At 48.3% G+C, this 13668-nt stretch carries 13 protein-coding genes and 1 pseudogene; 3 read left to right on the top strand and 11 right to left on the bottom strand.

Going from position 1 to position 13668, the window contains the following annotated elements; translation table 11 throughout:
- Nucleotides 1-132: 132 nt before the first annotated feature.
- The 8 genes from acpP to C161_RS11100 all read right to left on the bottom strand — a co-directional run bounded on the left by acpP (nucleotide 133) and on the right by C161_RS11100 (nucleotide 6143).
- A complete protein-coding gene (gene acpP, locus C161_RS11135) occupies nucleotides 133-366 on the bottom strand; it encodes an acyl carrier protein (RefSeq protein WP_024630176.1) in 234 nt (77 codons plus the stop codon).
- Nucleotides 367-518: 152 nt separating this feature from the next.
- On the bottom strand, nucleotides 519-1268 hold the full coding sequence (gene fabG, locus C161_RS11130; protein WP_017689228.1) for a 3-oxoacyl-[acyl-carrier-protein] reductase: 750 nt from the start codon (nucleotides 1266-1268) through the stop codon (nucleotides 519-521).
- A gap of 249 nt (nucleotides 1269-1517) precedes the next feature.
- Entirely contained in the window at nucleotides 1518-2459 is a 942-nt protein-coding gene (fabD, locus tag C161_RS11125; RefSeq protein WP_036609461.1) for an ACP S-malonyltransferase, read from the bottom strand.
- Nucleotides 2460-2484: 25 nt separating this feature from the next.
- On the bottom strand, nucleotides 2485-3474 hold the full coding sequence (locus tag C161_RS11120) for a beta-ketoacyl-ACP synthase III (RefSeq protein ID WP_036610885.1): 990 nt from the start codon (nucleotides 3472-3474) through the stop codon (nucleotides 2485-2487).
- A gap of 8 nt (nucleotides 3475-3482) precedes the next feature.
- A complete protein-coding gene (plsX, locus tag C161_RS11115) occupies nucleotides 3483-4478 on the bottom strand; it encodes a phosphate acyltransferase PlsX (protein ID WP_017689231.1) in 996 nt (331 codons plus the stop codon).
- On the bottom strand, nucleotides 4475-5023 hold the full coding sequence (gene fapR, locus C161_RS11110; protein WP_047842457.1) for a transcription factor FapR: 549 nt from the start codon (nucleotides 5021-5023) through the stop codon (nucleotides 4475-4477). Before fapR ends, plsX begins: the two co-directional genes overlap by 4 nt.
- Nucleotides 5024-5395: 372 nt before the next feature.
- The gene (gene rpmF, locus C161_RS11105; protein WP_017689233.1) at nucleotides 5396-5569 is read right to left on the bottom strand and encodes a 50S ribosomal protein L32; all 174 of its coding nucleotides are present in this window, start codon (nucleotides 5567-5569) and stop codon (nucleotides 5396-5398) included.
- 67 nt (nucleotides 5570-5636) lie between these two features.
- Nucleotides 5637-6143 carry a YceD family protein gene (locus C161_RS11100; RefSeq protein ID WP_036609465.1) on the bottom strand — a complete coding sequence of 169 codons (507 nt, stop codon included), beginning with the start codon at nucleotides 6141-6143 and terminating at the stop codon, nucleotides 5637-5639.
- Nucleotides 6144-6606: 463 nt separating this feature from the next.
- Between C161_RS11100 and hmpA the strand changes: the two are divergent.
- Together hmpA and C161_RS11090 are read left to right on the top strand one after the other, a co-directional pair.
- Nucleotides 6607-7842: pseudogene (gene hmpA, locus C161_RS11095) on the top strand (NO-inducible flavohemoprotein).
- A 219-nt stretch (nucleotides 7843-8061) separates the two neighbouring features.
- A complete protein-coding gene (locus C161_RS11090) occupies nucleotides 8062-9294 on the top strand; it encodes a nucleotidyltransferase (RefSeq protein WP_036670334.1) in 1233 nt (410 codons plus the stop codon).
- A gap of 363 nt (nucleotides 9295-9657) precedes the next feature.
- Here the strand turns inward: C161_RS11090 and C161_RS11085 are convergent, their stop codons facing one another.
- On the bottom strand, nucleotides 9658-10698 hold the full coding sequence (locus C161_RS11085; RefSeq protein WP_036670333.1) for a SepM family pheromone-processing serine protease: 1041 nt from the start codon (nucleotides 10696-10698) through the stop codon (nucleotides 9658-9660).
- 250 nt (nucleotides 10699-10948) lie between these two features.
- On the opposite strand from C161_RS11085, the gene C161_RS11080 reads away from it, so the two are divergent.
- Entirely contained in the window at nucleotides 10949-12286 is a 1338-nt protein-coding gene (locus C161_RS11080) for a nucleoside recognition domain-containing protein (RefSeq protein ID WP_036670331.1), read from the top strand.
- On the opposite strand, the gene coaD is transcribed toward C161_RS11080, so the two are convergent.
- Together coaD and rsmD are read right to left on the bottom strand one after the other, a co-directional pair.
- Nucleotides 12264-12770: a pantetheine-phosphate adenylyltransferase gene (gene coaD, locus C161_RS11075; protein WP_085981453.1), complete on the bottom strand. Its 507-nt coding sequence runs from the start codon at nucleotides 12768-12770 to the stop codon at nucleotides 12264-12266. The genes C161_RS11080 and coaD overlap by 23 nt on opposite strands.
- A 1-nt stretch (nucleotide 12771) precedes the next feature.
- Nucleotides 12772-13380, bottom strand: a complete 609-nt coding sequence (rsmD, locus tag C161_RS11070; protein WP_036609474.1) for a 16S rRNA (guanine(966)-N(2))-methyltransferase RsmD — start codon at nucleotides 13378-13380, stop codon at nucleotides 12772-12774.
- Nucleotides 13381-13668: the final 288 nt, after the last annotated feature.

Raw genomic sequence — 13668 nt, 5'->3', positions numbered from 1 at the left:
GAATATCCGCAAACAGACATCTACTCAACCAAGATAGGCTTGCTTGAGTAGAGCTGCTTGCGGAATGAGAAAAACCAATGAATGATGAGAAGTCCCGCCTGTTCGAAAACATGTGCGGGACTAAAAATGACTTTAGGTATGAGATTGTATGTAGTTTACAACTTCACCTACGGTCGTGATTTTTTCTGCATCTTCATCAGAGATTTCCAAATCAAATTCATCTTCCAATTCCATGACCAATTCCACTACATCCAAAGAATCAGCACCCAAATCTTCTTTGAAAGATGCTTCAAGTGTAACTTCAGCTTCGTCTGCGCCCAAGCGGTCGACGACGATGCGTTTTACACGCTCCAATACATCGGACATCCGGTTCACCTCCTTCTTTGGTATTATACGAGAATCGCAGGCAAAATGCCATAGAAGACATATGCGGCTCCCGGCCGGGGAACCCGGCCTTTTTCCGGCATTTCGGATCGTCCAGCGCCTGTTCCCCGACTATTGTTCAAGTCCGGGAAGAATTACATGTACATGCCACCATCGACATGCAGCGTCTGCCCTGTCATATAAGATGAAGCCTGTGAAGCCAAGAACGTGACTACACCCGCGATTTCATCCGGCTGACCCAAACGGGACAACGGAATACCACTTAGCATACCGTCCACCAGCTCCTGGGACAACTCTTTTGTCATATCTGTCTCAATGAAACCTGGTGCAACACAGTTAACTGTGATTCCACGAGAAGCCAGTTCACGAGCAGATGCCTTTGTCAGGCCAATGACTCCTGCCTTGGCAGCAACATAGTTCGCTTGTCCAGCATTACCGAGCACACCTACAACCGAGGAGATATTGATAATTCTTCCCGACCGTTGTTTCATCATTGGACGTGTAACCGCCTTAAGGCAGTTAAACACACCTTTGAGATTGGTTTCAATAACCTGATCGAATTCTTCCTCTTTCATACGCATGATCAGATTATCACGGGTAATTCCAGCATTGTTCACCAGAATATCAACGTTGCCCCATGCTTCGAGTGTAGCTTTGACCATTTGTTCAGCTTCATCCATCAGGCCAACATTGGCTTGAAGTGTAATCGCCTTGACTCCTTTGGCACGAATCGCTTCCGCTACTTCCTCAGCTGCCGCTTGGCTACCCGCATAATTCACGGCTACGTTCGCTCCAGCTTCTGCAAGTGCCAGTGCAATACTGCGCCCAATGCCCCGGGATGCCCCGGTAACGAGTGCATTTTTACCTTCTAATGGTTTAGACATAATCATTCCTCCTTTCCCCAAATCTATATCAGTTCAACCAAAGAATGTTTACACTTGCCACTCCGATGACAGAATAAACTTCCGATCGCTGTTATCCCCAGATTTTTTTGATTCCCTTTTATAAAGGGAAAATCCGGTGATAGCGTATGCTTCCGATGTAGCTTTCTTTCAGAAAGCTTTTAGGCGAACGCTCCGCTTCTTCAGTTTTTTTCTGTCCTCTCCGTTCTCGTGTAAAAAGTTTAGTTTAACTCATATAATTCCTTCTAATTCACTTGCCGTTGCTTCGAGCGTTTCAAGACTGTTCACATTGTACAGTTTTACGGTTTTATCTGTTTTTTTAATCAAACCAGTCAATACACTGCCAGATCCAATCTCGATGAACGTATCCACACCTTGCTCAATAAGCCATGTCACACTGTCTTCCCATAATACAGGAGAATAGACCTGAGCTGTCAACAAATCCTGAACCTGTCCATCCTCTGCAGGTCTTGCAGTCACATTAGCGACTACAGGGACCGATGCCGGTGAGAACGTAACGGTTTTCAGTTTCTCTGCCAGCTTCTCAGCCGCACCCTTCATCAATGAAGAGTGGAACGGACCGCTTACTTCCAATGCAATGGCGCGTTTACCGCCTGCTTCTTTCACTCGTTCCGCAACAGCAGCTACGCCTTCCTTCACACCAGAAATGACGATTTGTCCCGGACAATTAATGTTGGCAAGTTCAACCGCATGACCACTTTCAGATACGTCACGGCAAAGCACCCCCAGCGCTTCCCGATCCGCACCCAACACAGCAGCCATCGCTCCTTGTCCACCCGGTACTGCCTGTTCCATATACTGACCACGTGCCCGCACAGTGCTCACTGCGTCAGCAAACGAAAGAACGCCCGCTGCCACCAGTGCACTGTATTCTCCCAGACTGTGTCCAGCCGTATAGTCAGGCTGAATTCCTTTTTCTTTGAAAGCTTCAAGCAAGGCAATACTTGCTGTCAACAGAGCCGGTTGTGTATTTGATGTCTGTTTCAACTCGGTCTCCGGTCCTTCAAATACAAGGTTACTCAGCGAGAAACCCAATGTTTCATCTGCTGTGCGAAAAATTTCAGTTGCCGCAGGCACGGACTCATACGCGTCCTTGGCCATGCCTACAGCCTGTGATCCCTGTCCGGGAAATACAAATGCTATTTTACCCATCTCATTCATCTCCCAGATGTCTATTTTACCAAACGAGTACCGATGCACCCCATGTCAAACCGCCACCGAATCCAACCATAAGAACGGTATCTCCGGCTTTCATGCGACCTTCCTCTGCTGCTTCTACCAGAGCCAGCGGGATGGAAGCAGCAGATGTGTTTGCATACTTATCCACGTTAACTACAACCTTTTCTTCAGGAAGTTCAAGTCGTTGCATCGCAGATTGGATAATCCGAATATTCGCTTGGTGAGGAACAAACAGATCCACATCCGTACGCTCCATACCAGCCTTGCGTAATACCTCAATGGTAGCCGTCCCCATGACACGTACCGCAAACTTAAACACTTCACGACCGTTCATGTTGATGTAATGTTTTTTATTTTCAACGGTCTCTGCAGTAGCAGGCAGACGGGAACCGCCGCCTTCCATCTGAAGAAGACTACCGCCAGCACCTTCGGCACCGAGATCGAACGCTTTGAATCCGCGACCTTCCGGAACTTCACCAACGACTACCGCCCCTGCTCCATCACCAAAGAGGACACAAGTGTTACGGTCTGTATAATCCGTAATACGAGACAAGCAGTCCGCACCAATTACAAGTGCATTGTTGTACATACCGCTTTGGATGAAGCTCGTAGCACTAGCCAAACCGTATACAAATCCGGAACAAGCAGCCGACAGATCAAATGCCGCGGCACCTTTTGCACCCAATTTGTCCTGCAAGATGCAGGCTGTCGATGGGAACGAAGAATCCGGTGTAATGGTTGCAACAATGATCAGATCAAGATCACTGCCTGTCATCCCTGCAGATTCAAGGGCTTTAATCGCCGCTTCGTATGCCAGATCAGAAGTTGCCTGATCGGGTGCAGCGATGTGACGCTCTTTGATTCCTGTACGACTGACGATCCACTCGTCATTGGTATCGACCATTTTCTCCAGATCGCTATTTGTCAAAATTTTCTCAGGCACATATTTCCCTGTACCAATAATCCCTACTGGGCGCAAATTATTCATATCGTCACTCACTTCCCGCTAATTTCCTTAGATATGCTCTCTACCAGCTGATTCTGCACTGCAATCCGAGCTTGGCGCACAGCATTTTTGATGGCATTGCCATCAGCAGATCCATGACTTTTCACAACTAGTCTGCTCAAACCGAGGAGTGGCGCTCCGCCATGCTCCGTATAATCCAGCTTTCGTTTCAACCCACGCAGCTCAGGCATTAGTACAGCTGCAGCCAGTTTACTTTTGAGAGAAGATGAAAATTGTTCCTTAAGCAAGGCGAAAATAGCACCTGCTGTGCCTTCCAGCGACTTCAGCAGGATATTCCCTGCAAAACCGTCACATACAAGCACATCACAAGCACCAGTCAGCACATCACGTGCCTCAACATTACCGACAAAACGAATTGGGAGTTGTTCCAGTAAAGGGTATGCATGTTTGGTTAACTCATTTCCCTTGCCTGGCTCTGTTCCTACATTGAGCAAGCCCACTCGTGGGGACTCAATGCCCTGTACTTTTTGCCGATACAAACTGCCCATCAGACCATATTGTGCAAGGTGCTCCGGTTTGGCATCCATATTCGCTCCTAGATCCAGCGCAAGTACACCTACATCATCAATCGTTGGAATCATAGGCGCAAGCGCCGGACGTTCAATGCCTTCCATGCGACCTACAACAAGCAAACCCGCTGTCATGAGCGCTCCAGTATTGCCCGCCGAGATCATCGCGTCCGCTTCGCCCTCTTTCAGCATGCGGCCTGCCACCACCATGGAGGCATCCTTTTTGCGACGCACTGCTTTGACGGGTTCATCATCCGAACCAATAACTTCGGAAGCATGCCGGACCGTAAGGTTGGCAGGTCTAACACCTGACTGACTCAAAAGAGGTTCCAGCTTGGCTTCATCGCCGATCAGGACGATCTGTGTATCCGCCCATTCCGTGGCTGCGGCAATCGCACCTTCTACCGTTGATGCAGGTGCATTGTCGCCTCCCATGGCATCAATGACGATTTTCATTCCAAATGACCTCCTTCTCCGCTGTCTTCTCCACCTGAATGGTAGATTACAAAGTTGCCTTGAAACACCATTTCTTCACCTACATAAGTGAATACTTCCACTTTGGCTTTGCCCTTTTGACCCGGGATCGATCTCACATAAGCCTTTGCAATACATTTCTCTCCCAAATGAACCGAACGGACAAAGCGAATGTCTGCTGATGCAGTCAACGCGATCTCGTCATTAATAATCGCTACAGCCAAGGAGTTGGCCTGTGCAAAGACATAGTGTCCACGTGCAATCCCTGTTCTGGAAAACACGTGTTCTTCCTTAATCTCAAACAGGGAAATCCCGCTCTTATCCAGTTGCAGATCCACAATATCACCGATAATTTCATGCAAGGGCAACGAGCGTACCTGATCATACGAGAGCTCTGCCATCAGTTTCATCCGCTCCCGAAGTTCGGGTATTCCAAGTTCCAGCCTGTCAAGACGAATCGTCTGAATACTCACCTTCAATTGGCGTGTAAGTTCCTGATCCGTCACAAACGGGTTCTCTTCTATCATTCTGGTTAACTGCTGTTGCCTCTGTCTCTTCGGTACACGTTCGATGCCTGACACCCCCCGCTGTATCGTTTACGGAACCGTCCCGTCCGGCCAGTTCAACCATTCTTTCGTGTTGCTTCTATAGTTGCATCCCTGGTCACCAGGGTCGTTCTCAAACGGATTATGGTTCATCTATATGTAACGTCAAATCTTAGAACCTGGTACTAAACTATAGTATATCTCATCCCGTGTCAAAAAGAAAGACTGGCCTAACAAAAACAATTCACCCTTCTGGTGCAAGGATTTCATGCTTGTTAGCTCACTCTACCTACACTCTCTAATCCAAAAAAAGTAGCACCTCATCGAAATGAAGTGCTACTTAATGTCCAACTATTATTGAGAGATGATCTCTCTTGCTTTGTACGTTCCGCACACTTTGCACACGTGGTGACTAAGTTTAAGTTCGCCACATTGTTCACATTTCACCATGCCCGGTACAGCCAATTTAAAGTGAGTGCGACGTTTGTCGCGACGCGTCTTGGACGTTCTCCGTTGAGGTACTGCCATTATTCCCACCTCCTTATCAAAATCAACCTTTGCAGGTAGTCTTAAAATGTTCGATTTTCAATCATGCTCATTTAAAAAAATCCTTGAGCCCTGCAAGCCGCGGATCAATAACCTCGTTATCACAACCGCAGTCACCTTCGTTCAGCTCATGGCCACACTTGGGGCATAACCCTTTGCATGTATCGCTACATAGCGGTATAAACGGAAGATCCAGCAGAAAAGCTTCCTCGGCATAACCCTTCAGATCAACGCTATCTCCATCCACATAGAGCGTATCATCGTCTTCGTGTAATCCCTCTGGCTGTTTTCCCTGCTTGAATTGCTCATGAAAATCAATATGAAAATGTTCATTGATCGGCTTAAGACAACGGGAGCACAACATGTCCACTCCTACAGTCAGCTTGCCATGAACATCCACAACGTCACCTTCTCTGAATTCTGCAGATAAGTCCGCAGTCAGCGGGGTAACGGCTGTGATATCTTGTCGGTTAGAAACCAGTTCCTTGATCTCCCACTGTTCGTTAAACTTCAGGGGACCATCACTGGTAGCCACTTTGCGAAATGGCATTAACATTTCCATCACTCCAAACGAAACCAATTTCATAATTCGTATCAAACGTATCACGACAGTTATACAGGTCAAGCCTGCTTTTGTAAAGCAATAAATCCTGACTGTATGTATTCTGACGAATCTTCGTTAAAAGTATTATGAAATTGACTTAACAAACAAAAATCATTATACCGATTTTTCAAGACGTTTGTCAACACTTTTAACTTTACACCCTATTTTAAAACCAATGGCCCAGAACCGTTTACTCCATCTGGTCTATTATAGACTCACTTTAAGATAAACTACAAGTCGTCATTTTAATTGTAGTTCCTTGCAAATAGCGGTCACATTTCGTTAACGTTTGGTGTGATCTATGTCACACAGACCCGCTTGCTCCCTATCTATACTTGCTATAAACCGAAGCATGATCAGCTCCATGACCGATTTATTATCCAACTATTTCATATTATATCGGGAGGGAAAATGTATGTTAAGCGAGCACACCATTAGAGTCATTAAATCTACAGTACCTGTACTTGAAGTCCACGGCGAAGCGATCACACGCCATTTCTATGAAACGATGTTCACAGCTCATCCGGAACTACTGAATATTTTCAATCACGCAAATCAGAAACAGGGACGACAGCAAGCCGCCCTCGCCAATATGGTATACACCGCTGCCCTGCATATCGATAATCTGTCCTCCATCCTGCCTGCCGTCCGGCAAGTTGCACATAAACATCGCAGCCTGGGTATCGTTCCCGAGCAATATGTGATTGTTGGCACCTATCTGCTTCAAGCCATCAAAGATGTACTTGGAGACGCGGCAACGGATGAAATTATCACGGCGTGGGGCGAAGCCTATAATGTCATTGCAGACGCCTTTATCGGGATTGAACAGGATATGTATACGGAAGCGGAAAACCAAACGGGTGGCTGGGAAGGGTTCCGTACCTTCAAGGTTGCCAAGAAAGTGCAGGAAAGTGAAATCATCACGTCCTTTTACCTCGTTCCAGACGATGGCCAGCCCATTGCTAGTTATGAACCGGGATAATACATCAGTATCAAAATCAAACCAGAGGCACAGTCATTTACCCAGATTCGTCAGTATAGCCTTTCAGATACCCCGGGTAAACCCCACTATCGCATTTCCGTTAAGCGTGAGCGAGGTGTATTAGAGCGTCCTGACGGAGTTATCTCTACGTATCTCCACGATCACATTAAAGAAGGCAGTCTGGTGGAACTATCCGCTCCTGCTGGCGACTTCACGCTGAATGCAGACGATAAACGACCTGTTGTTCTCCTGAGTGGTGGTGTCGGTCTAACGCCCATGATCAGTATGTTAAATACGCTGGTTAACTTGAATGAAAATCGCATCATTACATTTTTGCATGCAAGTCCCAATGGTCAATCGCACGCGTTCCGTGATCATGTGAACAGTCTGGCCAAACGTAATCAGGGCGTTAAAGCTTATTATTGTTATACTCAACCTGAGGATGCTGATCGTGAAAATGAGTATTTTCATAAGGAAGGTTATATAGATGCGATCTGGCTTCGTCAAGTGATTGATGAACTGGATTCCACGTATTATCTGTGTGGACCGGTTTCGTTCATGCGGGCAGTGTATACGGAACTTCAGGCGCTTGGTGTTGCCGCGGACAACATTCATTATGAATTTTTTGGGCCAAAAGCAAGTCTATCTCCCGCGCCGGAAAGTGTCTAAAGCGTGCTGATTTATTAAGTTGAAGAAGCCGTTCTCCGAATATCGAAAATCTGTAATATACAATAGATTTGCAGGCACAGTCTGACATCTGCTGATGTTGGAATTGTGCCTTTTTCTTGTCTAAATTGGTGCATGATTTGATCTAATACATGACATCCCCTATGATGGAATGGATGTTATACATACTCGGTTATCCAATCGAAAGGAGTACGTCTAATCATGAAAGCCGTAGGCGTCATTGTTGAATATAACCCCTTGCACAATGGGCATGTCTATCATTTGCAGGAAGCACGGCGGCTAAGCGGCGCAGACGCCGTTGTTGCGGTCATGAGCGGCCCTTTTCTCCAGCGTGGCGAACCCGCCATCGTGGGTAAAAGGGCACGCACCGAGATGGCGCTGCACGCAGGCGCGGATCTCGTGCTTGAACTGCCGGTTGCGTACGCGGTCCAACCGGCAGAGTGGTTTGCCTTCGGTGCGGTATCGCTGCTGCACCGCACCGGCGTTGTGGACTCGCTCTGCTTTGGCAGCGAGTCCGGCGACCTGGACAGCCTGCAGCGCATTGCGCGCGTGCTGGCTGTGGAGCCCGCAGGGATGCGCGAGGACATCGCGCGCCGCCTGCGAGAAGGCGCCAGCTACCCCGCCGCGTACGCAGGCGCGGCGGCAGCGCTGGCGCCCGGCGGCGTCGATGCTCACGACGCCGCTGCACTGCTGGAGCAGCCCAACAATTCGCTTGGGCTGCACTACCTGATCGCGCTGCAACGACTTGGCAGCGCGATCCAGCCCTATACGGCGGCGCGTACCGGTGCCGCGTATCATGAGGCGACGCCCGGGCCGGGGGCGATCGCCAGTGCAACAGCCGTCCGCCGCCTTCTGATGGCGGACGGACCTGACGCCGCCGCGCCATACGTGCCGGCGGCAACCCTTGCCATTCTGCATCGCGAATGGCAGGAAGGGCGCGCTCCCATACACTGGGAGCGCTTTGCACAGCCGCTGTTGCACCTTGCGGCCACCCGCCGTGCCTCCGAGCTGGAACGCATCGCCGAAGTCACGGAAGGCCTGGAACACCGGCTGAGCCGTGCACTCGCTCAGCTCCCGGAGCCTTCAGTCGAAGCACTCCTGAATGCACTGAAGACCAAACGATACACACGCACCAAACTCCAGCGTATGCTAGCCCACTTGCTCCTGAATCACACCAAAGCCGAGTGTTCACCAGAGCAATTGGCTACCGGACCCGGATATCTCCGTGTTCTCGGATTTAATGCTCAAGGGCAGAGCCTGCTTAAACAAATGAAGAAAACCGCCTCACTGCCTGTTGTGCTGAAACCGTCGACGTTCACACACAATCAACTTGAACTGGATATACAAGCTCAGGTTGCGTATGGGCTCGCTTGCGAGCACAGGGACACACGCAAGATGTTCAGTGACTACTATGAGTCGCCTGTGAGACTGTAATCCGCTTTTGACCATAAGGCTTCATCTCTATAGAGCTTTTTATTCCATCATCAAACAGATCATTGATATCCACTATTCCACACTCAACTATACAATTGAAATATCCCCTTGCTGCGCGCCGCTCAGGCACCTCGCAACAAGGGGATTTCCTTATTCACTTCTCTTATTCTCTTCTCTTGTTCTCTTAGTTCTTGTTCTCTTAATTCTTTTGGTTATTTTAATCCCTTTGAGTCTAGTGAGTCTGTTGATCTTCTCAAATCTCTTGATCACACTTCATTCCACTGTAATCAATTATTCCGATTTTATCCGTTCTTTATCCATCCGGTTCAACGTTGGCTCGATCTCTTCCCGCCCGATTATAACCTATGATTTCACGGACAAGGTTTTCAAATAAGCCAGCGCATCATCCACCGTGCTCACAGGCACAAGTTTCATTTTGGTACCGATCTGTTCAGCCTTGGCTGCTGCTTCCTTATAGTTATCCTTCGGTACAAAGAAGATCTCCGCTTCTTTTCGATCAGCGGCTACAATCTTGTGTACTACACCACCAATGGCACCCACCACACCCTCCTTGGTAATGGTACCTGTACCCGCAATTCGATGCCCCTTGGTCAGATCTCCAGGTGTTAACTGGTTATAGATCTCCAACGTAAACATCAAACCGGCAGACGGACCACCAACCTGAGTATCGGTAAAGGAGATCTGTTTGTCCGGCTCTTCAGCTTTCACCTTCTGAACCGTACCAATCATTACTCCAAGTCCCGGGCGGATTTCACCTGTTTTATTGTCTTTTACCTGAATCAGTTTCACGTCCCGGCTAATGGTCTCTCCTCCACGTTCCAGTTGCATTTCAACCGTATCTCCGACCTTTTTATCTTTTAACTGGGCAGAAAGCACCGTATTATCCGGCGTAGCTGTTCCGTTCACTCCCAGAATGATATCTCCCGGAGCAATGTCTCCTTCCGGTTTTGGATCTTCAGACAGTCCAAATACAAAGATATGTTCAGGTACAATAGAGTAAGTCACACCAGCCTGCTCATATGCAGCCTCCATTGCGGAGGATTGTGAGTCACTCATGAACCACACCTGTTCGGCAGAGTATTCCGCTTCGCTTTTGCCGCGCAGTCGGTCTTCCTTTTTATCCACTTGAGCATTTTTATTGAACAGAGAGGTTCCTAGCAAAAACACGTTGGCATATGTTGCCGACACGGTTGTCATCATGAACACACCGTGTTCTTCCTGGTCTCCACCCTTAACGGTTACCATTGGTTTTACTTCATCTGCACTGCCAGGCATATATATGATATACGGCGTTGGCATGTACACGGCAACATAGACGACCAGAGCCACCACGATCACAAAGATCGAAGCTCTGAATCCGCCAGATTTCCGAATCCGATTCATCGCATGAGCCTCCGTTCTTTGTATCTCTATATAAGCTGAACTCTACACTAATCAGCGATCGTAATTCCATCTTGTTTAATCATTTTTTCAAGTCTAACACTCTGGTCCTTGTGCATACAATGGTACAGGCCGGATAGGCCGCTGTATACAATAGCCTGTCCGGTCAAGGCCGAACCGCCCTTCGGGCGTCATTCGGCCGTCCATAACGATTCAGATGCCAAATCGGCGTTATCTGATATGAGGTGAAACGATGACATTACAGAGCGAGGTTAGAGATTCTGGCCCGTTACGAACGATAATCCTAAGTACCGGCGCTTTAATGTTGGTCATTGCGGTAGTTGCGTCCCCCAAAGAAGCGTTTGATGCCTCTATTCAAGGTCTGGATATATGGTGGAAAATCATCTTCCCTGCCATGCTCCCGTTCCTCATGTTATCCCAAATGCTCACTGCGTTTGGCTTCACCCACGCGATCGGCGCCTTGCTCGGACCGTTAATGCAACGCTGGTTTAGACTCCCAGGCAACGCAGGTCTGGCAATTGCCGTTGGCATGTGCGGCGGATTCCCCGCAGGAGCAGATGCGGTATCCCGTTTATTTCAGGATAGACAAATTACCGCCAAGCAGGCGGTTGTCCTTGCGGCGGCATCTCATTTTGCCAATCCAATGATGATCATACTGGTCGTTGGTGCTGCTTTTCTCCACCAGCCAGCGGCCGGATATTTTCTACTCGTGGTCCACTGGATCAGCGGCTGGATTGCTGCCATTCTTGCCACACGTCTCCTGCCAGCACCGGGTAAACAGAAAAACAGGGTTGGCTCGACAGCCTTACAAGCAGATAAGAACTCTCTTGATTCTCAGCCTGCAAGTCCTGCAAGTTCCACAAGTCGCTCATCTGCCCCCCACCATGCTACGAACAAACGACGCAGTATATGGTCTGATATGATGATTGCAGCCAAAGAAGCCCATAGTCGTGATGGAAGAGGATTTGGCAAACTGTTAGGTGACACTGTATCCCAAGCTGTGCAGACCTTAATGATGACTGGAGGATACATGATCGGTTTTGCCGTATTTATCCGGCTGGTCTCCCTTTATCTGACCCCCGGGTCCTCTGCTGCGCTGTGGCCAGCTTTCTTTGAGATTCACCTAGGCACCTATCATTTGAGCCAGACTTCATTAACACCCATGCTGCTCATGTCTCTACTTTCAGCCGTTCTGGGATGGGGTGGTTTATGCTCCCATCTGCAAGTCTCTGCTGTCTTGAAAACAACTGGTCCGGGCAGCAAATCGATGTTGTACTTTGTTGGAGTTCGTCTGACTCATGGATTAATCGCCTTTTTCATCAGTCTGTTCCTATGGATGCCGTTCAGCCGTTATAGCACAGAAGTCTCGACCACATTACAGACGAATGCAAAGCAAGACCTCTCAACACCATTTGGTTGGCTACTCATACATAGTCCAGGTAACACATACACGATCAACACCATTTGGAGCGTCTTCCCTGCTGCATGCATGGGTCTTGCGTTACTTCTTGCAGTCATGGTTAGTCTATCAGGTCTTACCTTCTGGTTTAACCGCCGGTTTTCTCGCTGATTTTCTGACGGAGCGCAGCTTCCACTTCAGGTGAGACAAGATCTGTAACATCTCCATGATAATGAGCGATTTCTTTGACGATGCTGGAACTTAAATAGGAATACTTCGGATTTGTCATCATAAATATGGTTTCCGCATCCGGGTTCAACTTGCTATTGGTCGACGCCAATTGCAACTCGTATTCAAAATCAGTTACCGAGCGTATACCACGAACGATGACCTGAGCTTCCTTTTGCCGGACGTAATTGGCTGTCAGATCGCGGAAACTGTCCACTTCGACATTCGGTAGATGGCGGGTTACTTCCGTAATCAGTTCCTTGCGTTCCTCCACCGTAAACAGCGGATTTTTGCTCATATTGTTCAACACAGCCACAATGACGCGATCAAATTGCTTCGACGCTCTGGCGATAATATCCAGATGCCCCATCGTTACGGGATCAAAACTTCCAGGATATACGGCAATTCGTTCCTGTCGGTGTATCATTTCAGTCATGAGGAGCCTCCTCTTCCGGTGTAATGGATTCTCCATCTTCAACTGCTTCTGGCGCATAATAATAGATGGATACTGCCGTCTCCCCATACAAAGCCTTGCGCGTTTGTTCAAACGGGCCGAATTGCTCAGGGTAATCATGTTTGGATTCATATTCAAGCACGATGGTTGCTTCGGGTTCCAGAAGCTCCAGTTCGTGCATGGTTAACATCAACTCGTGCCCGTTCTTCATACGATATGGCGGGTCGAGAAACACCAGATCAAACGTTGTGCCTCGCTTGGCGAGTGCCTTCAATGCTCGACCTGCATCATTACGATATACGGCCGCCTGGTCTTCCAGCTTGGTTGCCTTCAGATTCATGCGGATGACTTCAATACTTTTCGATTCCAAATCAACAAAAACAGCCTTGTCCATGCCGCGGCTCAGCGCCTCAATACCGAGACCTCCACTGCCTGCAAACAGATCCAATGCTGTGCCGCCCTCAAAATAAGGACCAACCATGCTAAATAACGCTTCCTTCACCTTGTCGGTGGTCGGCCGCGTACCCGTGCCAGGAACAGCCTTCAGCGGCCTGCCTTTTGCACTCCCAGATACCACTCTCACTTGACGAGTCACCTTTTCTCTATGTAAGTTTATTGATACGACTATCGTACCACATTCGGGTTCGGTTTGAAAAATGTGCGGTCTTCATTTCCCTTGGAAAATTGTTGACGAATTATTGACGCATATGTATAAAAAGGAAACAATCGGGCGATTCTATAATTATCGACATCACAAGTGTCGTAGACAACCGCGGAGAAGACTTACGTTTCCCCATAAGCTCTTCGTCCGGTTTCTCCTCTCCCATGAAAAAGAAGCTCTCGAAAGAGGGCTTCTTTTTGTTGTCTAAAT

It is taken from the genome of Paenibacillus sp. FSL R5-192, from assembly GCF_000517845.1.
Taxonomy (GTDB): Bacteria; Bacillota; Bacilli; order Paenibacillales; family Paenibacillaceae; genus Paenibacillus; species Paenibacillus amylolyticus.
Note: the sequence above shows the minus strand (reverse complement) of the source record. Positions and strands in the feature narration are given on the sequence as shown.